Annotated in this window: 20 protein-coding genes; 5 read left to right on the forward strand and 15 right to left on the reverse strand. The window is 54.7% G+C overall.

The features are described from left to right. Positions 1-12 precede the first annotated feature (12 nt). The 15 genes from nuoL to GFH31_RS03745 all read right to left on the reverse strand — a co-directional run bounded on the left by nuoL (position 13) and on the right by GFH31_RS03745 (position 13,171). A complete protein-coding gene (gene nuoL, locus GFH31_RS03675) occupies positions 13-1,914 on the reverse strand; it encodes an NADH-quinone oxidoreductase subunit L (protein ID WP_118655866.1) in 1,902 nt (633 codons plus the stop codon). A gap of 27 nt (positions 1,915-1,941) precedes the next feature. After that, positions 1,942-2,253, reverse strand: coding sequence for an NADH-quinone oxidoreductase subunit NuoK (nuoK, locus tag GFH31_RS03680; protein ID WP_055204816.1), 312 nt, complete (start codon positions 2,251-2,253; stop codon positions 1,942-1,944). 4 nt (positions 2,254-2,257) lie between these two features. Further along, positions 2,258-2,770: an NADH-quinone oxidoreductase subunit J gene (locus tag GFH31_RS03685; protein ID WP_055204813.1), complete on the reverse strand. Its 513-nt coding sequence runs from the start codon at positions 2,768-2,770 to the stop codon at positions 2,258-2,260. A 6-nt stretch (positions 2,771-2,776) separates the two neighbouring features. After that, positions 2,777-3,244 carry a 4Fe-4S binding protein gene (locus GFH31_RS03690; protein WP_101572582.1) on the reverse strand — a complete coding sequence of 156 codons (468 nt, stop codon included), beginning with the start codon at positions 3,242-3,244 and terminating at the stop codon, positions 2,777-2,779. A gap of 30 nt (positions 3,245-3,274) precedes the next feature. Then, positions 3,275-4,375: an NADH-quinone oxidoreductase subunit NuoH gene (gene nuoH, locus GFH31_RS03695; protein ID WP_055204809.1), complete on the reverse strand. Its 1,101-nt coding sequence runs from the start codon at positions 4,373-4,375 to the stop codon at positions 3,275-3,277. Positions 4,376-4,397: 22 nt separating this feature from the next. Further along, a complete protein-coding gene (locus tag GFH31_RS03700) occupies positions 4,398-6,023 on the reverse strand; it encodes an NADH-quinone oxidoreductase subunit D (protein ID WP_055204807.1) in 1,626 nt (541 codons plus the stop codon). After that, entirely contained in the window at positions 6,016-6,597 is a 582-nt protein-coding gene (locus tag GFH31_RS03705) for an NADH-quinone oxidoreductase subunit B (RefSeq protein WP_055204806.1), read from the reverse strand. Before GFH31_RS03705 ends, GFH31_RS03700 begins: the two co-directional genes overlap by 8 nt. Beyond that, a complete protein-coding gene (locus GFH31_RS03710; protein WP_055204804.1) occupies positions 6,588-6,938 on the reverse strand; it encodes an NADH-quinone oxidoreductase subunit A in 351 nt (116 codons plus the stop codon). The genes GFH31_RS03705 and GFH31_RS03710 overlap by 10 nt, the downstream gene beginning before the upstream one ends. Positions 6,939-7,216: 278 nt before the next feature. Beyond that, positions 7,217-8,860: a tetratricopeptide repeat protein gene (locus GFH31_RS03715; RefSeq protein ID WP_145996541.1), complete on the reverse strand. Its 1,644-nt coding sequence runs from the start codon at positions 8,858-8,860 to the stop codon at positions 7,217-7,219. 29 nt (positions 8,861-8,889) lie between these two features. Continuing rightward, on the reverse strand, positions 8,890-9,852 hold the full coding sequence (locus GFH31_RS03720; RefSeq protein WP_153498189.1) for a PstS family phosphate ABC transporter substrate-binding protein: 963 nt from the start codon (positions 9,850-9,852) through the stop codon (positions 8,890-8,892). Positions 9,853-9,865: 13 nt separating this feature from the next. Further along, positions 9,866-10,087, reverse strand: a complete 222-nt coding sequence (locus GFH31_RS03725) for a hypothetical protein (RefSeq protein WP_228385796.1) — start codon at positions 10,085-10,087, stop codon at positions 9,866-9,868. Between the two features lie 96 nt (positions 10,088-10,183). Continuing rightward, positions 10,184-11,011: an energy transducer TonB gene (locus GFH31_RS03730; protein ID WP_118655862.1), complete on the reverse strand. Its 828-nt coding sequence runs from the start codon at positions 11,009-11,011 to the stop codon at positions 10,184-10,186. Between the two features lie 24 nt (positions 11,012-11,035). Further along, positions 11,036-11,695 (reverse strand): ExbD/TolR family protein, encoded by a 660-nt coding sequence (locus GFH31_RS03735; protein ID WP_101572576.1) that lies wholly within the window; start codon positions 11,693-11,695, stop codon positions 11,036-11,038. A gap of 25 nt (positions 11,696-11,720) precedes the next feature. After that, on the reverse strand, positions 11,721-12,329 hold the full coding sequence (locus tag GFH31_RS03740) for an ExbD/TolR family protein (RefSeq protein WP_118655860.1): 609 nt from the start codon (positions 12,327-12,329) through the stop codon (positions 11,721-11,723). Between the two features lie 26 nt (positions 12,330-12,355). Continuing rightward, positions 12,356-13,171, reverse strand: a complete 816-nt coding sequence (locus GFH31_RS03745) for a MotA/TolQ/ExbB proton channel family protein (RefSeq protein WP_055204790.1) — start codon at positions 13,169-13,171, stop codon at positions 12,356-12,358. 812 nt (positions 13,172-13,983) lie between these two features. Here GFH31_RS03745 and GFH31_RS03755 point away from each other — a divergent pair. From GFH31_RS03755 to GFH31_RS03775, 5 genes are read left to right on the forward strand one after another with little or no spacing between them, the layout of a single operon-like run. Next, positions 13,984-14,715, forward strand: a complete 732-nt coding sequence (locus tag GFH31_RS03755) for a DUF1295 domain-containing protein (RefSeq protein ID WP_055205139.1) — start codon at positions 13,984-13,986, stop codon at positions 14,713-14,715. Positions 14,716-14,724: 9 nt separating this feature from the next. Beyond that, on the forward strand, positions 14,725-15,948 hold the full coding sequence (locus GFH31_RS03760; protein WP_153498188.1) for an NADH:flavin oxidoreductase: 1,224 nt from the start codon (positions 14,725-14,727) through the stop codon (positions 15,946-15,948). Further along, entirely contained in the window at positions 15,945-16,751 is an 807-nt protein-coding gene (locus GFH31_RS03765) for an SDR family NAD(P)-dependent oxidoreductase (RefSeq protein ID WP_101572574.1), read from the forward strand. The genes GFH31_RS03760 and GFH31_RS03765 overlap by 4 nt, the downstream gene beginning before the upstream one ends. Beyond that, on the forward strand, positions 16,741-17,619 hold the full coding sequence (locus tag GFH31_RS03770) for an SDR family NAD(P)-dependent oxidoreductase (protein WP_153498187.1): 879 nt from the start codon (positions 16,741-16,743) through the stop codon (positions 17,617-17,619). Before GFH31_RS03765 ends, GFH31_RS03770 begins: the two co-directional genes overlap by 11 nt. A 12-nt stretch (positions 17,620-17,631) precedes the next feature. Then, a complete protein-coding gene (locus tag GFH31_RS03775) occupies positions 17,632-18,543 on the forward strand; it encodes a mechanosensitive ion channel family protein (RefSeq protein WP_081032590.1) in 912 nt (303 codons plus the stop codon). Positions 18,544-18,561: the final 18 nt, after the last annotated feature.

Consider the following 18,561-nt stretch of genomic DNA (forward strand, 5'->3'; position numbering starts at 1 on the left):
AACTTATTTTATTCAACAAAACAGCACCAGTACGGTAATCAGCAACAATCCCACGAGAAATACGAACGCATACTGCTGCACCTGTCCGGACTGCAATCCGCGAATCGCCAGCGACATCCGGTTTGTCACCAGCGCCAGCCCGTTCATCGCGCCGTCGATCACATGCCGGTCGAACCACGCGATCGAACGCGAAACGCCGTTGAAAATGATCCTCTTGGTAATGAAAAGATATACCTCGTCGATGTAGAAGCGATGGCTAGCCGCACGGTGCAGGCCGCTGAACGTACGCGCCAGACGATCCGGAATCGGACTGTGCTTGCGGTAAAACACCGTAGCGACGGCGATCGAGATCAGCGCAATCGCGATGCTCGTTCCGGCTACCGTCCAGTCGAGGTGGATGATGTAGTCGGCCCCGTCGCTGCTGACGAACTTGCCGAACGGGATGAACCCGGCAACGCAGGTGACGGCGGCGAGGATAATCAGCGGCGTCGTCATTACGCCGGGGGCCTCGTGCGGCTCATGCTCGTGCTTGGCCGGAGTTCCCCAGAAAATATTGTAGTACAGACGGAACATATAGAACGCCGTCAGCGCGGCGATAAAGCTCATCACCCATCCCATAGCGGGCGCGAACATGAATGCCGCGGTCAGGATCTCGTCCTTGCTGAAGAAGCCCGAGAACGGTGGAATACCCGAAATCGCGAGGCAGGCGACGAGGAACGTGATATGCGTAATCGGCATCTGCTTGCGCAGGCCGCCCATATGGCTCATCTCGTTGCTGTGCACCGCATGGATAATCGCGCCGGCCCCGAGGAACAGCAGGGCCTTGAACATCGCGTGCGTAAACAGGTGGAACATGCCGGCCATGTAACCGAGCCCTTCGTGTCCGCCGTAGCCCGACACGCCGAGGGCCACCATCATGAAACCGATCTGCGATATAGTCGAAAAGGCCAGCACGCGCTTGATATCGGTCTGCACGCACGCGATCGTGGCGGCAAACAGCGCGGTAAACGCGCCGACGTAGGCAATGCCGTGCAGCACCTCCGGGGTTTCGAAATAGTAGACCGGGAAGAGCCGCGCCACCAGATAGACGCCGGCCACGACCATCGTCGCGGCATGGATCAGCGCCGACACCGGGGTCGGGCCTTCCATCGCATCGGGCAGCCAGATATGCAGCGGGAACATCGCCGACTTACCGGCGCCGCCGATAAAGATCAGCGCCATCGCCCATGCCAACGCCGAAGCGCCCATGAAGGTCGTCCCGGCAGCTTGGGAGAAGATCGCACGGTCGCCCGAAGTCAGCAGTCCGAAATCGAACGTCTGCGTAAAGAACGACAGCAACAGGATGCCGATCAAAAATCCGAGATCGGCGAACCGCGTCACGATGAACGCCTTTTTCGAAGCGGCGATCGCTTCGGGCTTCGTATAGTAGAACCCGATCAACAGGTAGGACGAAACGCCCACCAGCTCCCAGAAGATATACATTTGGAAAATATTGGTCGCCACGACCAATCCGAGCATCGAGCAACTGAACAGCGACAGGAAAGCATAGTAGCGTTCGAAACCGCGTTCGCCCTTCATGTAACCGAGGCTGTAAACGTGCACCATCAGCGACACGGTCGTAATCACGACCAGCATCATCACCGAGATCGGGTCGAGCAATACGCCCAGGTCGATGTGCAGGTTATCGGTAAAACGCAGCCACTCGATGTTGAACGGCACCCATTTCTGGTAAATGCCGTCCACCTTGGCCGTCGTGAAGTACTGCCAGGCCGTCCCGTAAGCGAGCGCGGTCGTCACGGCCATCGACAGGGTGCCGACGAGTCCCGACGCGCATGCTTTCAGTTTCATGCCCAGCAGACCGAGCACCAGGAACGTCAGCAGCGGCAACAGTACGATCAGTATCGTGTATTCCATATTGCGTAGTTTTTTCTGTCCTTAAAGTTAGTCTTTCAGTTCGTCGAGGTTTTTGACCTCGATGTTACGCAGGTTGCGGTAGATGTTGATGATGATCGCGATGGCGACGGCGGTTTCGGCCGCTGCGATGGCGATCGCGAAGATCGTAAAGAAAAACCCTTCGAGCTGTCCGGGGAACAGGTAACGGTTGAACACGGCGAAATTGATATCCACCGCATTCAGGATCAACTCGATGGAGATCAGCACGGCGATCAGGTTGCGCCGGGTGATGAACCCGTACACGCCGGCGAAAAACATCACGGCGCTGACGATCAGGTAATATTCCATTTGTATTTCCATAGCGCTATTTCCGTTTACGTGCAATCAACAAACCTCCGACGATACAAGCCAGCAACAGCACGCTGACCGCCTCGAAAGGCAACAAATACTGGTATTTCCCGGTTCCCATCATCGCGTGGCCGATCGTGTGCATGTCGATCTCCCCACCGGCGAACTGCGACGGGCCGAACGAATGGGTCACGAGCAGGAAGATGCAGAGCACCGCGCCGGCCACCGAAGCGGCCAAGCCCGCGACGACGCGGCGGTTGCGCAGCGGCGTCTTCTTCTCCTCGTCGGAACTGGTCAGCAGAATCGAGAAAACGTACAAGACGACGACGCCGCCCGCATAAATCAACAGTTGCACGGCGCCGAGGAACGAATAGTTAAGCTGAAAATAGATGCCCGCCGTGGCGAAAAGCACGAAAAGCAGATATGTGGCAGCTCGCAGAATCCGCTTCGTGGTCACCGTCATCACCGAAAAGACGACGATCACCGCAGCGAGAAACGCAAAACCGGCCTGTTGCAAGGTAATTTCCATTTCCGTCTATTTTTTTTCTAACGTTGAACCTTCGTGATTGAGCTGACGCACCAGTTTGTCGCGCGTGAAGACCGCATGCTCGAACTTGTTGTCGAACTCGATCGCTCCGTGCGGGCAGGTGCGCACGCAAAGCTGGCAGTAGAGACAGCTTCCGATGTCGTACACGTATTTGGTAAGCACCCGCTTCTTCTTACCCTCCTCGTCGGTTACGGTCTCGGAGATCACCTTGATCGATCCGTTCGGGCAGTTCATCTGACAGATCCCGCAGGCTACGCACTTGTGCTCGTTGTTCGCATTGTGCGGCATGACCAACTCCCCGCGGAAACGGTCGAAGATCTGCAGCGTATCGCGGTTTTCGGGATACTGCTCGGTCGTCTTCTTACGGAAGAAAACCCGTATCGTAACGCGCATCCCCTTCAACAGCGACGACAGCCCGCTGAAAAAGGAACTTATGTAATTCTTAAAAGCATTCATATTCCGTTTGTTTATAGGCCGGTTCGGCGGTTAAAAATGCAATCCGAACGCAACGATAATCACCATCAGCAGCAGGTTCAGCAGGTTCAGCGGCAACAGGTATTTCCATTCGAGCTTCAGCAGTTGGTCGATCCTCAGTCGCGGGAACGTCCACTTGAACCACATGATGACGAAAATAACCACGCCCACCTTCACCAGAAACCATACGATCGACGGAATAAAATCCATCACGGCGTTGAAGCCTTCCCAACCGGCGATGTGCAGCGGCATCCATCCGCCGAGGAACATCGTCGTAGCGACCCCCGCGACGATAAACAGGTTCAGGTACTCGGCCAGGTAGAAAAAGCCGAAGTGCATCCCCGAATATTCGGTATGGTAACCGGCCGTCAGTTCCGAGTCGGCCTCGGGCAGGTCGAACGGCCCCCGGTTCGTCTCGGCGGTACCGGCCACCAGGTAGATCAAAAAAGCGATCACCGCCGGAATGTGCCCCGTAAAGAGGAACCAACCGTCGGCCTGGCGTTCGACGATCTCGGAAAGCTGCATCGTTCCGGCGAACACGACCATCGTCATCAACGACAGTCCGATCGACAATTCGTAACTGATCATCTGCGCGCCGCTTCGCATCGCGCCGATCAGCGAATATTTGTTGTTACTCGACCAACCGGCCAGCAGGATGCCGACGATCCCGATCGACGACACCGCCATCAGAAAAAAGATCCCGACGTTGAAATCGAGCACTTCGAAACCTTTGGCGAACGGCAGGCAGCCGAATGCCAGCACCGACGAAATAATCACGATGTACGGCGCGAGGTTGAACAGGAAACGGTCGATATGGTTGATCGTGATCAGCTCCTTGATCAGCATCTTGATCATGTCGGCTACGCTCTGCACGGTTCCGTAAGGCCCCACCCGGTTCGGCCCGAGGCGGCACTGGAAAAAAGCACAGACTTTGCGTTCGACGTAGATCAGCGCCAGCGCGATCACCGCATAACCGAGCAACAGGCACAGGCCGATCAGCACGCACTCGGTGAGCGTCACGCCCCAGGCCGGCATCATCCCGCTCAGCGTATCGTGCACCCATCCGGTCACCGCGTTGAAATCAATACTGTCTGTATATGTATTCAATAACATATCGTTGTTGGATTAAAGTTTGTTATCTGTCGATATCGGGTACCACGTAGTCGAGCGAACCGCCGATCGCGATCAGGTCGGCGATCTTGCTGCCGCTGGCCAGGTAATCGACCACCGATACGAGCGGCAGTCCCGGCGAGCGGAACTTCATGCGGTACGGGAACTTGTCGCCCCGGCTTTCGATGTAAACGCCGAATTCTCCGCGGCTCGCCTCCACGCTGCTGAAGAACTGTCCTTCCGGCAGACGGATGATCGGCTTGGTCTTCACGGCGTAGTCGCCGGCAGGAATGTTGTCGATCAATTGTTCGAGAATATGCAGCGACTGGCGGATTTCATCGACGCGCACCAAGTAACGGTCGAACGAATCGCCGCCGGTGCGGATCACTTCGTCGAACTGCACCTTGTCGTACACGCCGTATGGTTTCAGCTTGCGCACGTCGCAGCTCCACCCCGAAGCGCGGCCCGACGGACCCGTCACGCCGTACGAAACCGCCACCTCTTTGGGCAGGATGCCGATCCCCTTCAGACGCTGCTGCGCGATCACGTTGCCGGTAAACACTTCGTCGTACTCGTCCAGCATCTTCGGCAGGTATTTTATGAAATCCTTTACCCGTTTAACAAGGTTCGGATGGATATCGGCAGCCACGCCGCCGATCATGTTGTAGTTCTGGATCAACCGGCCGCCGGTGGTCTCCTCCATCATGTCCAGCACGATCTCACGGTCGCGGAACCCGTAGAAGAACGCCGTCAGCGCACCGAGGTCCATGCACAGCGTCGACCAGAACAACAGGTGCGACGACAGACGGTTCAACTCGTCCATGATCGTGCGGATGTACTGCACCCGTTCCGGGATTTCGATCCCCATCGCCTGCTCGATGCACATGCACAGCGCATGGCGGTTCTGATGCGCGGACAGGTAGTCGAGCCGGTCGGTCAGCGCCAAAGTTTGCGGATAAGTAAGGCTCTCGCACATCTTTTCGATGCCGCGGTGAATGTAACCGCAGTGGACGTCCACCTTCTGCACCGTTTCGCCGGCCAGCGAAACCCGGAAACGCAACACGCCGTGCGTAGCCGGGTGCTGCGGCCCGATATTGACCACGTATTCGTCGTTCTCGAACAGCACGTTTTCGTGCTTTTCGACCTTGCCGTCTTTCAGCTCGTAAGCCGGAGCCGTGTCGAGCGTTTCGTCGGAATCCAGTCTGACCGGATTGACGTCCGGCGAAGCGTTGTAATCCTTGCGGAACGGATAGCCGACCCAGTCGTTGCGCAGGTACAGCCGGCGCATATCGGGGTGCCCGATAAAGCGGATGCCGAAAAAATCGTACACTTCGCGTTCGTTCAGGTTGGCCGATTCCCACAGGTCGTACACGCTCTGCAATTCCGGGTTCTCGCGGTCGGCGGTCTCCGTCCGGAGCACGATTTCGTGTCCCAATTCGGTCGAACGCAGGTGGTAAACCACGCCGAGCGTTTCGCCCCAGTCCATCCCGGTCATGCACAGCAGCAGGTCGAACCGCATCTGCGGATCGTCCCGCAGGCTTTTCGCCACGTCGCGGAATTGCCCGGCAGGCACGGTCACCGTCAACGGCTCCCCTTCCCCGAACACGAGCGACGGAGCCATAAGCGCTAACTTATCTTTGATATTATTCATGGTCTGCGGATTCTTTCTTTTCCTTTCTGTTCACCTCGCCGAAGAAATGTTCGGCCTTGACCTTACGCTGCAACTGCATCATACCGTACAGCAACGCTTCCGGACGCGGCGGGCACCCCGGCACGTACACATCGACCGGAATGATCTTGTCGACCCCTTCCAGCACGTGGTACGATCCTTTGAACGGGCCGCCGGAAATGGCGCAGGCGCCCATTGCGATCACGTATTTCGGCTCGGCCATCTGGTCGTACAGCCGTTTGAGCACCGGGGCCATCTTATGCACGATCGTGCCGGCCACGACGATCACATCGGCCTGGCGCGGACTGGCCCGAGTCACTTCGAACCCGAACCGGGCAAAGTCATAGCGCGCCGCACCGACCGCCATGAACTCGATACCGCAGCAACTGGTCGCGAACGTCAGCGGCCACAGCGAATTGGAACGCCCCCAGTTGATCAGTTGATCCAGCTTGCCGACGACGACGTTCACTCCGCCCGCTCTGAGCTGTTCAATGTACTCGTTGTCATTGAACGCGTCGTATTTCATCGACTTGATGTTGACTCCTTTTATTTCCATTCCAAAGCTCCTTTTTTCCACGCATAGGCGAGACCCAATACCAAAATCAACAAAAAGAACAGGATGTTCAGCAAGCCGTCGACACCCATTTCGCGCACGATAACGGCCCACGGGAACATGAACATCGCTTCCACGTCGAAAATCAGGAACAAAATCGCGAACAGGTAATACCCTACCCGGAACTGCATCCACGATTTACCGCGCGTCGGGATGCCGCATTCGTAGGCCTCCCCTTTTTGTTTGTTGAACGATCGCGGCGAGAGCCATTTGTCGAGACTGAGTGCCGCCACTACAAGAAATACTGCCGTAATAATAACGACCAGCAATAAAGTCAGATCCATAGTTATTTGCTTTGATAACCAAAAAGGCCTCTAAACGGTATCGGTATACTATTTACAGGCACAAATGATAAATGGATTAAAAACGATGCAAAAATAGCTGAATTTGTTTAGAGAAAAAATTATATCCCTTTTTTATTCCTAATTTTTACAAATTTTTATTAACATTCCGAAACGACCGTTCCGGACGGCCCGTACGACCGGACGCGGCGGGGAAACGCGAAAAACGAAAATCCCGTCCGGATACCCGGACGGGATTTGAGTGATTGTCACGCTAAAAATTACTGCTGAATGTACTGCGGCAACACCTCCGCCATCCGTTTGGCTTCCGCATTGTCGGGATTCAGTTCGAGAATCTTTTTCCAGTACTCGAGCGATGCCGGATAGTCCTCCAGCCCGATGTAGTGTACCCCCATGAAGCGATAAGCCTCGATCAGACCGGCCGCATTCTTCTGCGGATCTTTTTCCATAACGGCAATCGCCTGTTCGTAGAACGGCTTGGCCAGCTTCGGAGCCTGCGGATTATCGATGGCCCAGTTGGCGCGTCCGCGGAACAGGTAACCCAGATAGCTTTCCGGAGCCTTTTCCACGACATGCGCGAACAGACTGTCGGCCCCTTTCAGGTAATCGACCATACGCATCGAATCGCTTTCGGTCATAACCACTCCGTCTTCGGTCGGACGAATCGACGCGCCGGCCGTATAATAGACTTTACCGAGGTTGAAATAATCGTTCAGCTTGACGTCCTTGGCCTGATCGATATAGCGTTTGTAAGCGCCGATCGCCTTGTCGTAATCCTTCACGGCCTCGTATTCGCTACCCATCTCCTTGAGCAGTTCCACGCGCGCCGTGTCCATGTTTACCGCCTTTTCGAAAACTTCGGCGGCTTCCTTATGCAGGTCGTTCTTGGAAAGCGTCCGCGCGAAATACATATAATCCCGCGTAATCAGCTTCGAGCTGTCTTCCACCTGTCCCATCAGCGTTTTGGCAAGCTCCAGGCTCTTCGCATAGTCGCCCTTGTCGTAATTGATGTACATGTTAAGACGGCGCAGAACCGTGTTGTTCGGCTCTCGCTGCGACACCTTCGTTACCAGTTCCAAGGCTTTGTCCTGATCGCCGCTGAAGTACAGCAGCGTCGCATAACGCGCCAGATCCTTCATATCCGAAGTCTCGACGTTCACGTATTTCGAAAAAGCGTCCGCCGCTTTGGCAAACTCTTCGTTCTTGTAATATACGTCGGCCAACTCCCCGTAGGCGACCGTATATTCCGGATCCATCTCGATCAGCTTGTTCAGCATATCGATCGCATACTGCGGATTGGAACGGCTGTAAATCTTGGCGTATTTGAAATAAGCCTCCTTGCATTTGTTATCGAAATAGATAGCCTGCTCGTAGCGGCTCGCCGCATCGCCGTACTGCTTTTTAGCGGCCAGGATGTCTCCTTCGAGAATGAAAACATCCGGAGATTTCGGAGCGACGGCGCGCGCCTGCTCCATGTATTCCATCGCCTTGGCGGTCGAAACCGGCAGATAAGCCCTTGCGATCGCAATGTAAACGGCGGGATTCTTCTTATTCTTACCGGTCAGAAAACCGCTGAAAGCCTTGTCGGCGTTCGGGTTGTTCGCCAGGTCGAGTTTCAGTTCGCCGATCGAATTCAATACGTAATCGGGATCGGCCACGATCCCTTCCTTATAGTAATAAGCCGCCGAATCCTTCATGTTCTGGGCCGAATAGAGCTCGCCCAGGTAATAGCACACTTCGGCCTTGTCCGTCTTTCCGCTCTGCAGATTCGCCAACAACTCCTTTTTGGCTTCGCCGTACATGCCTACCTTGTAGTAATCGATCGCTTTTCCATTATCTTCTGCGAAAAGCGAAGTCGCCCCCATCATCAAAGCGAGGGTCAAAACACTAATTTTAGAACCCATTTTTAATCAGTTAGTTAAGCTATTTTTAATTACAAATTTTCGCGTACATTTACGATCCGCACATTTTGCGTCGCAGGTACGATGCCGGAACGGAGAATGATCCGCTGGCCGCGATCGGACGCCATGAACGTGGCGAATCCCGACGCCAACCCGCTGCGCGGATCGGTCAGCAGTACGTACATATTCCGAACCAGCGGATACTGTCCCAATGCGATATAGGCCTGAAAAGGCTTGTAACTGTTTTCTCGCGTCGCTTTGGTTTCGCGGCTGACGCTCATCACCGTCACCAGCTCCGAGAACGTCATCCGGGTCGAATCGCTCTTGTTGCCCACCCACGTAACGCCGATCACGCCGATCGCGCCGGGCGTTTTCGACACGTAATCGATCACGGCCGCATTGTCGTGCTGGGCGCTCAGGTTGCCTGCCAGCGAATCGCCGCGGCAGATCGAATCGATCGCAAAACGTACCGTACTCGAATTCTGGTTGTCGAAAACCAATTGCAGGTCGCCGAGCTTGGAACCGGGATTCAACTGATTCCACCGGGTAATCCGTCCGGTCAGAATCTCCCGCAGGTCGGGAATCGAGATCATCGAATCCGCATTCTGCTTATTGACGATCAGCGCGATGCCGTCCGTAGCGATCTTGATCTCCTTCGGGAACAGTTTTTTCTGGGCGAGCCCTCCCTTTTCGGCCTCGGTCAGTTGACGCGACGCGACCGCCAGGCGCACGCTGTCTTTCAGCAACAGGTTGATCGCGTCCACCTCGCTGGCATAAATCGGCATGATTCCGGCCTGTACGTAAATACTCTCGAACACGTCGATCTCCTGCTGCACGATGTCCCGGAAACTTTCGTCGGCGCTGATCTGTATCACTCCGGAAGTAGCCGTATCCGTATGTTTGTCTTTCGCTTTATTTCCCCAGCAAGAGGTAAAAATCCACGCAGCCGCAATTGCCACCGAAACGATCCCTAAAAACTTACCTGCCTTTGACATAATTCATTCGATATTACCGGTCCTTGATCTGCCGGTATGCTCTGAAAATACCGTACAGAAAAAAGAGCGCTCCCATCCCGTAACGCAGCGGAGCCGATATGCGTTCTACAAATATAGGCGAAAATATCATAATATACGCCATACCGACGTAAAATATTATCATGAACAACCCGAAAACGTAATAAATTTTACTCATGCCGCCGGGCTTGCGTTCTTCATCATTTTGTTTTTTCATACGACATATTTTGATATCAAAAACCGGACCTGCCTTAAAAAACAAAAACCCTGTTTAAATTGAAATTTAAGCAGGGTTTTTGATAAATAAAGATGATTACTGCTGTCCCAGCACGAACGTAACCGGAAGCGTGTAGTACACCGCTACGGCGTTTCCGTTCTGCTTACCGGGAACCCATGCGGGCATGGATTTCACCACGCGAACCGCTTCCTCGTCGAGCGCGCGGTCTACGGGGCCGAGTACTTCGACATTCTCGATCTTACCGCTTTTCGATACGACGAAACGCAGTACGACCCTTCCCGAAACGCCGTTTTCGGCGGCAATCGTCGGATACCTTAGGTTATCTTTCAGGTACTTGTTCAGCGCCTGCATACCGCCGGGGAACGAAGGCATCTGCTCGACCGTCTGGAATACGGTCTCCTGCACTTCTTCCTGCGGCGTGTCGATCGCGATCTCCTTCAAGTCCTGGATGTCCGTACCGAACAGGTCGTCGTTACCCTTCACGTCGGCCACGGAAACCGCAACTTTCGCACTGATAATTTCTTCCTGCGTCTTCACGTCCTCCCGATCCGCTTCCTCGTCTTTCACGATCTTCGGAGCGGTAAACTTGATAGAGCTCTTCAACGGCGGTGGGGGCGGAGCGTCCACCTTCTTGATCACATCGTTATTCTTCACTTCCGGGGGCGGCAGTTTGGTCAACTGCGTCACTTCGGTCATTTTGACTTCTTCCTGTTTTTTCGGAGCAATGTAGCGGAACAGCGCGGGCAGCGTGATAATCAGCACGACCAGGATCGCTACGATAATCATTGCCTTGTTATGACGGGACGTCGACTCCTGACGCATCTGGAATGCGCCGAATTCGGTATTTTTCCCGTCGAAAACTAATTCGCACCATTGCTTCGAATTCAAATCCAAATCACTCATTTTTTTTCGATTTAATGTGTACTATTAGTTTTGCGCCATTTCACTGTTCTTGCCGAGATCGCCGGCCGATTTCAGGTTCTTGATCAGCCACAGGTCGCCTTCGGCTATCGGCACGATAGCGTAACGGCTGATGTTGCAGATCTGCATTTCGTCCAGCGCGTCGATCAGGTTTTTATAGGTCGACTCGTCGGTTCCCTTGATCGAAACGACGGGAGCGTTCTCGTCTTTCTTGATCTCGGTGGACTGCGTCTTGAACTCCTCTTCGGTGATCTCTCCGTCCAGCTTCTTTTTCTTCAATTCGTTGATCCGTGCCACGACGTTGGCATTACGCGCCAGCAGAACCGCACGCAGGCCGTCCGGAGTGTAAGTCGTCTCCTTGAGCGACGTATAGTCCTGATAATTAGGTTCTCCCAGGTAATAATAAACCTTGTCGTCTTCTCCCAAAAGGAGCGTAATGGCACGGGATGCCGCCACTTTCGTCTGCATATCTTCCTGCGTATCTTTGGTCGGCATACTAATTTCCATCGTCTGAGGCTTGCTCAACGAGGTACAAAGCATAAAGAACGTAATGAGCAACATGTTCATATCCACCATCGGGGTAAAATCGACCCGGATGGTCATCTTTTTCTGTTTGCCCTTACCCTCCTTACCTTTGCCGCTGTTGTTTTCTTGTATTTCAGCCATAATATTTAAATCTTATGCGACGGCATTAATTGTCTGTACTGACCACTTTCAACGTGGTGATCAGGTTGTACCGGTTTTCCCGGATATCCTGAAGCGACGTCATAATGGTATTGATGATAGGATAAGGCGTAGCCTGATCCGCCTTGATGGCGATCCGCAGATCCCTGTTCTGTAACCGGGCATTCTTGACCCACGACTTCAACTGATTGTCGGTGCTGTCGGTCGGAATCCCGTAGTCTTTCAAAATCTTGTCCTGCTCGTCTTCGGGCAGCGCCAAGAAAGACCTCATCTGACCGATGGGCACCCCGAACGACGGAGCCAACCTGAATTTGTTGACTTCTTCGGGCGTGAACGTGATCCCGTACTCTTCACCCATTTTCTCCAGAACCGCCACGCGGTCTTCCTGCTTGTCCATGCTCATGAACACCTTGCCGTCGTTATCCACCAAAATCTGGAGAATATCGGTTTCGGGTATCTTGATCTCCATCACGGAAGCCGGGGTCGAAACCTGTATCGGCTCCTTCTGGATGAAAGTGGACGTAAGCATAAAGAAAGTAAGCAAGAGCACCGTCACATCGCTCATCGCGGTCATGTCGATGAATGTACTCTGTTTTTTTACTTTTACTCTAGCCATAACGAGAAGTAATTTTTTTTTAAAAGTTAGGCTTTATGCGTTGCAGCATAAGTCTGAACAATGGTAAACCCTACTTCGTCGATGCTATAGGTGAGTTTGTCGATTTTGCTGGTGAAGAAGTTGTAAGAGATAACGGCCAGAGCACCGGTTGCGATACCGAAGGCGGTGTTGATAAGGGCCTCGGAAATACCGGCGGACAGCGCTACGGAGTCCGGAGAACCGGCGGTTGCCAGTGCGGCGAACGACTTGATCATACCGATAACGGTTCCGAGCAGACCGATCAGGGTACCCAGCGTGGTCATGGTCGCGATAACCACCAGATTCTGTTGCAGCGACGGCATTTCCAATGCGGTAGCTTCGTCGAGCTCTTTCTGGATGTTCATCAGTTTCTGCTCTTTGGCCAGCGTGGTGTCTTTTTCCATCTCTTCGTACTTGGTCAGCGTAGAGTAAACGACGCTTGCAACGCAACCTTTCTGCTTCACGCAAAGTTCGCGGGCTTTAGCGGTATCGTTCTTGTCGAGAGCTTCCTTCACGTTCTTGACGAATTTGGTGACGTTGCCTTTTCCTTTGGCCTTGGTGATGGCGAACGCGCGTTCGATACTGAGCACGATCACGGTCAAAAACAACGTCTGGAGAACCGGCACGATCACGCCCCCTTTATAAATGGTACCCTTGAAGTTACCCGGCAGCGGGTGGTTGTTCGGGTCGTTATTCATAAAGTTCGCGGGATCACCCAGTACGAAGTGAAACACGCATACAGCTAAAATAAAGCAACATACAATAACCAGGAATGCTGATTTAATGCCTTTTGCCGTTTTAAAATTTACTGCCTTGGCTTCCATAATGAATAAAGTTTTGAGTTTTGTTGTTAAAATTTAGTTTTATGTTAAAATTAGTTGAAAATTTCACCCCCTCGCCGACCGGTACGTTCTCGCGATTCAACACAAATGATGGCAACATGCTTCCGCTCTCCAATTCCGCCGCTTCCAGCCCCGCACATTGTCATCACTCTAAAATCCCGCAACCCCGTTTTTCATGGTCAAGTACCTGCGCCTGTATTGCTTTCGTTAAAAAAACTTACGATTCCCTTTCCGCACCATACCTGTTTTCATCCTTTCAATAACGTTTAACGCGCTGTCGGCTCGTCGGAAACCGCACGAAACGCATGAAATTTTGAATCATCACAACTTCAAAAGTACTAAAATTTTCAAACTACACAAAAAAAGATATCTTATTTTACAAAGCCCTGACGCTGACACAAAACGGCCGTTCCTCTCCAAACGGAGCATAAAATACTACAAATAAGAACGATAAACACTTCCGTCCCATACCTTCCGAAGTGCTTCCGTAATAGAAAATTTACAATTACCCGTACCGCCGCCACAGGTTCCGGCATATTATCCGAACGAAAAATACCGTCGAAATATTTCGGATATTCGGTGAAATTTATACGGCGCGACGAGTCGCCGTCGCCGGTCGCCGTGCAACGGCCGGCATGAGGAGTTTCGTACCCCGGACGCTCGGAAAGCGCCGGCTTTCCGAAAAATCCGGTCGCCGCCATTTAAAAAAAATTTGTATCTTGGGTGCTGTTTTCCATAATCATCCGAAGAATATGACCGATCTTTCACACTATTACGACCTCTTTCTGGCAGGGATGACGGCGCTGGCCGTCGTGGTTTTCATCGCGCTGTTTTTCGTCCGGGCCGGGTACGGCATGTTGCGCGACGGGAAATGGGGTCCGAAAATCGACAACCGGCTCGGCTGGATCGCGATGGAAGCCCCTGTTTTCATCGCCATGTGTATCCTCTGCCTCTGCTCCCCGCGCCGCGGCGATGCGGTATGTCTGGTCTTTTTCGGGCTGTTCCAGCTCCACTACCTGAACCGGGCGTTCGTCTACCCGCTGTTGTTGAAAGGGCGTAGCACGATGCCGCTCGGGATCGTACTGATGGGCGTGACGTTCAACGTGCTGAACGCTCTGATGCAGGGCGGCTGGATCTTTTACATAGCTCCGGAAGGCTACTACACGCCGCAATGGCTGCTGTCGCCGCAGTTCATCGTCGGCACGCTGATCTTTTTCGCAGGAATGGCCGTCAACATCCACTCCGACCGGATCATCCGCCGCCTGCGCAAGCCGGGCGACCGCAACCACTACCTGCCGCAGGGCGGCATGTTCCGTTACGTAACCTCGGCCAACTATTTCGGCGAGATCGTCGAATGGATCGGATTCGCCGTGCTGACCTGGTCGGCCGCCGGAGCGGTATTCGCGATCTGGACGTTCGCGAACCTCGTACCGCGCGCCGACGCCATCTACAAACGTTACAACGAACTATTCGGCGAACAACTGCGCACGCAGCGCCGCAAACGGATTATCCCTTATATTTATTAGCACAACGAAATGAAAGAATCGCTGTTGTTCACTCCGTGCAAGATCGGACCGCTGACCCTCCGCAACCGCACGATTCGCGCCGCCGCCTTCGAAGGCATGTGCGCGGGCAACTCGCCGACCGACCTGCTGTACGACTACCACCGCAGCGTCGCGCGCGGCGGCATCGGAATGACGACGTTGGCCTATGCTTCGGTAACGCGCAACGGTCTGTCGTTTCCGCATCAGTTGTGGCTGCGTCCGGAGATCGTGCCGGGTCTGCGCCGGATCACCGACGCCATCCACGCCGAAGGCGCCGCCGCCGGAATCCAGATCGGACACTGCGGCAACATGTCGCACCGGGGCATCTGCGGCTGCACGCCGCTGTCCGCTTCGTCCGGATTCAACATCTACTCCCCCACCTTCGTGCGGGGGCTGCGCAAAAACGAAATCCCCGGAATAGCTAAAGCGTTCGGCACGGCCGTGAAACTGGCCCGCGAAGCCGGATTCGACGCCGTCGAAGTACACGCCGGACACGGCTACCTGATCAGCCAATTCCTGTCGCCGTACACGAACCGGCGGCGCGACGAATACGGCGGATCGCTCGAAAACCGGATGCGCTTCATGAAAATATGTATGCAAGAGGCGATGGAAGCTGCCGGCAGCTATATGGCGGTGCTGGTCAAGACAAACATGCGCGACGGCTTCCGCGGCGGGCTCGAAATCGACGACTGCATCGAAGTGGCGCGCAATCTCGAAGCGTGCGGGGCGCATGCGCTGGTACTCAGCGGCGGATTCGTCAGCCGCGCGCCGATGTACGTGATGCGCGGACAGATGCCGATCCGCACGCTGACTTACTACATGAAACAGTTATGGCTCAAAGCGGGCGTCAAATTGGCCGGACGCTGGATGATCCCGTCGGTACCGTTCCGCGAAGCTTATTTTTACGAAGATGCGCTGCAATTCCGCAAAGCGCTGAAACTGCCGCTGGTCTATGTCGGCGGCCTCGTGTCGCGTGAAAAGATCGACATGGTGCTCGACAGCGGATTCGAATGCGTGGCGATGGCTCGCGCGCTGATCAACGAACCGGATTTCGTCAATCGGATGAAAGAGCGGGGCGAGTTGCGCTGCGGTTGCGAGCACACGAACTACTGCATCGCCCGGATGTACTCGGCCGAAATGGCCTGCCACCGACACCTGCAAGGGCTGCCGAAATGCCTGCAACACGAAATCGAACGAATCAACGCACGACGATGAACGCACAGCAACGCCCGACGCCCCTGGCCCTGGTCACCGGGGCGAGTTCCGGAATCGGCTACCAATACGCCCGGCTGCTCGCCGAAAAAGGCTACGACCTGCTGCTCGTAAGCAACGAGGAGCTACGGATCGCCGAAGTGGCGCGGGAACTCCGTCGGCAGTTCGGGGTACGGGCCGACGGGCTTTGCCGCGACCTGTCGCTCGCGGACGCCGCCGACTCGCTTTTCGAATACACCCGGCAGCAGGGGTTCGAAGTGGAGGTACTGGTCAACAACGCCGGCGTATTCTTTTTCGACGATCTGACCGAAACGGACAGCCGCCGGATCGAACGGATGATCGGCCTGCACGTACAAACCGTAACGATGCTTTGCCGCTATTTCGGCGCGGCGATGAAAGCGCGCGGCAAAGGCTACATACTGAACATGTCGTCGATGTCGGCCGGTATGCCGTTCCCGGGCATTTCGGTCTATGCGGCGACCAAAAGCTACCTGAAACAATTTTCGAAAGCGATTCATAACGAACTCTACGATTACGGCGTACGCGTGACGGCGGTTTGTCCGGGCGCGGTAGCCACCGACCTCTACAACCTCAGCGGGCATTATCAGCGGCTCGGACTGCGGCTCGGCATCCTGATGCGGCCCGAACGGCTGGCCCGCAAAGGATTGCGCGCGCTGTTCGCCGGACGCCGGTGTGTCACGCCGGGCGCGGTCAACCACCTGTTCATGCCGCTCGCGGCGCTCGTTCCGTCGCGGCTGATCCGGCTGATCAAACGTCGTGCAAAATTTTACCGCTATGGAAGATAAGCCGTTACACATCGTCACCGGAGCCAGCGGCGGCATCGGCCAGGCGTTGACCGAACGACTCGCAAAGCAAGGATACCGCGTACTGATGGCCTGCCGCAATCCGGAAAAATCGGAACCGATCCTCACGCGCATCCGCAAGCGGAGCGGCAACCCGGAAATCTCGCTGCTGCCGCTGGATCTGGGCTCGCTGGATTCGATCGCCCGCTTCGCCGCAGAACTGAAAGCGCGGGGACAAAGAATCGACGTCCTACTGAACAACGCCGGAACGATGAACGGCACGTTCGGTCTGACGGCCGACGGCTTCGAACAAACCGTCGGCGTCAACTGCGTCGGAACGGCCGCGCTGACGCTCGCCCTGCTGCCGCTGATGCACCCCGGCAGCCGCATCGTAAATACGCTGTCGTGCACCTACCGGATCGGCCGAGTCGACGGCCGACTGTTCGAACCCGATCCGGAGCGTTACGCTCGTTTCCGAGCTTACGGCACTTCGAAACTGGCCCTGCTGCTATTCTCGCTCGAATTGCGCGAGCGGGTCGCCCGCCAGGGCATCGGCGTTTTCGCAGCCGATCCGGGCATCGTCGACACAAACATGATTACGATGCACCGTTGGTTCGACCCGATCGCCGACCTGCTGTTCCGTCCGCTGATCAAGACGCCCGAACAAGGCGCCGAAACGGCTCTGCAACTGGCCTGCGGAAAGCTCCCGGTCAGCGGAAACAGCCTCTACTGGCGGAACGGCAAGGCACGCCGGATTTCGGATTCGGTCGTGAATCACCCCTGTCGGAAACATCTCTGGAAACAGATTTTGCAACTGACGACACGAGCGATTCCCGAAACAGAAACTTATTTTCGATCTTTAAAATACTAAAATCAATCGAATATGACTCTTTCATCGCTATGGATGTCGGCGCAAACGATCGTGGCCGACTCGACGCACAAAGAAAAAATCGCGGAAAAACTGACCGCCCTGTCCCACATGTCGGGAGAAGAAGTCATTAGCATGATCATCCGGGGCGCCCTCGACATCTCGGCCCGTATCCTGATCGCCCTGGTCATCCTGGCGATCGGCCGCTGGATCATCCGCTACCTGAAAAACATCCTGCGCAAAATGCTGACCAAACGAGAGGTAGACGCTTCGCTCAAAAGTTTCCTGATGAGCCTGGTGAGCATCTCGCTGACGCTGTTTCTGATTATCACGATCATCAGCATCCTCGGTATCGACACCACGTCGTTCGTCGCGATCTTCGCATCGGCCGGTCTGGCGATCGGCATGGCGTTGAGCGGTACGTTGCAGAACTTCGCAGGAGGTGTGATGATCCTTATATTCAAGCCATTCCATGTAGGCGATTTCATCGAAGCGCAGGGACAGACCGGCACGGTCAAAGAGATCCAACTATTCAACACGATCATCAACACGCCGGACAACAAAACGATCATGATTCCGAACGGCGGCATATCGACCGGCATTATCAACAACTATTCGAAGGAGAACCGGCGGCGCGTGGAGTGGACGTTCGGCATCGGTTACGGCGACGACTACGACAAGGCGAAAGCCACGATCGCCGAGTTGCTCGAACAGGACGACCGGATACTTCCCGAACCGGCCCATTTCATCGCGCTGTCGAGCCTCGGCGACAGTTCGGTTAACATCGTCGTACGCGTATGGACCAGCACCGACAATTTCTGGAGCGTCTTTTTCGACATGAACGAAAAAGTATACAAGCGCTTCGCCGAAGTCGGGCTGAACATTCCGTTCCCGCAGATGGACGTACACCTGCATCAGAAAAGTTAATCAACATATTATTAAATC

The sequence above is a fragment of the Alistipes sp. dk3624 genome, assembly GCF_009557455.1.
Lineage (GTDB): Bacteria > Bacteroidota > Bacteroidia > Bacteroidales > Rikenellaceae > Alistipes_A > Alistipes_A hominis.

Bases quoted from the DNA above. Each gene is read 5' to 3' on its own strand.
- GFH31_RS03685 (WP_055204813.1), bottom strand. From the start codon at position 2,770: ATGGAAATTACCTTGCAACAGGCCGGTTTTGCGTTTCTCGCTGCGGTG.
- GFH31_RS03745 (WP_055204790.1), bottom strand. From the start codon at position 13,171: ATGGAAGCCAAGGCAGTAAATTTTAAAACGGCAAAAGGCATTAAATCA.
- GFH31_RS03770 (WP_153498187.1), top strand. From the start codon at position 16,741: ATGGAAGATAAGCCGTTACACATCGTCACCGGAGCCAGCGGCGGCATC.
- nuoL (WP_118655866.1), bottom strand. From the start codon at position 1,914: ATGGAATACACGATACTGATCGTACTGTTGCCGCTGCTGACGTTCCTG.
- GFH31_RS03690 (WP_101572582.1), bottom strand. From the start codon at position 3,244: ATGAATGCTTTTAAGAATTACATAAGTTCCTTTTTCAGCGGGCTGTCG.
- GFH31_RS03730 (WP_118655862.1), bottom strand. From the start codon at position 11,011: ATGAGTGATTTGGATTTGAATTCGAAGCAATGGTGCGAATTAGTTTTC.
- nuoK (WP_055204816.1), bottom strand. From the start codon at position 2,253: ATGGAAATACAAATGGAATATTACCTGATCGTCAGCGCCGTGATGTTT.
- GFH31_RS03705 (WP_055204806.1), bottom strand. From the start codon at position 6,597: ATGGAAATAAAAGGAGTCAACATCAAGTCGATGAAATACGACGCGTTC.
- GFH31_RS03765 (WP_101572574.1), top strand. From the start codon at position 15,945: ATGAACGCACAGCAACGCCCGACGCCCCTGGCCCTGGTCACCGGGGCG.
- GFH31_RS03775 (WP_081032590.1), top strand. From the start codon at position 17,632: ATGACTCTTTCATCGCTATGGATGTCGGCGCAAACGATCGTGGCCGAC.
- GFH31_RS03755 (WP_055205139.1), top strand. From the start codon at position 13,984: ATGACGGCGCTGGCCGTCGTGGTTTTCATCGCGCTGTTTTTCGTCCGG.
- GFH31_RS03700 (WP_055204807.1), bottom strand. From the start codon at position 6,023: ATGAATAATATCAAAGATAAGTTAGCGCTTATGGCTCCGTCGCTCGTG.
- nuoH (WP_055204809.1), bottom strand. From the start codon at position 4,375: ATGTTATTGAATACATATACAGACAGTATTGATTTCAACGCGGTGACC.
- GFH31_RS03735 (WP_101572576.1), bottom strand. From the start codon at position 11,695: ATGGCTGAAATACAAGAAAACAACAGCGGCAAAGGTAAGGAGGGTAAG.
- GFH31_RS03720 (WP_153498189.1), bottom strand. From the start codon at position 9,852: ATGTCAAAGGCAGGTAAGTTTTTAGGGATCGTTTCGGTGGCAATTGCG.
- GFH31_RS03715 (WP_145996541.1), bottom strand. From the start codon at position 8,860: ATGGGTTCTAAAATTAGTGTTTTGACCCTCGCTTTGATGATGGGGGCG.
- GFH31_RS03740 (WP_118655860.1), bottom strand. From the start codon at position 12,329: ATGGCTAGAGTAAAAGTAAAAAAACAGAGTACATTCATCGACATGACC.
- GFH31_RS03760 (WP_153498188.1), top strand. From the start codon at position 14,725: ATGAAAGAATCGCTGTTGTTCACTCCGTGCAAGATCGGACCGCTGACC.
- GFH31_RS03725 (WP_228385796.1), bottom strand. From the start codon at position 10,087: ATGAAAAAACAAAATGATGAAGAACGCAAGCCCGGCGGCATGAGTAAA.
- GFH31_RS03710 (WP_055204804.1), bottom strand. From the start codon at position 6,938: ATGGATCTGACTTTATTGCTGGTCGTTATTATTACGGCAGTATTTCTT.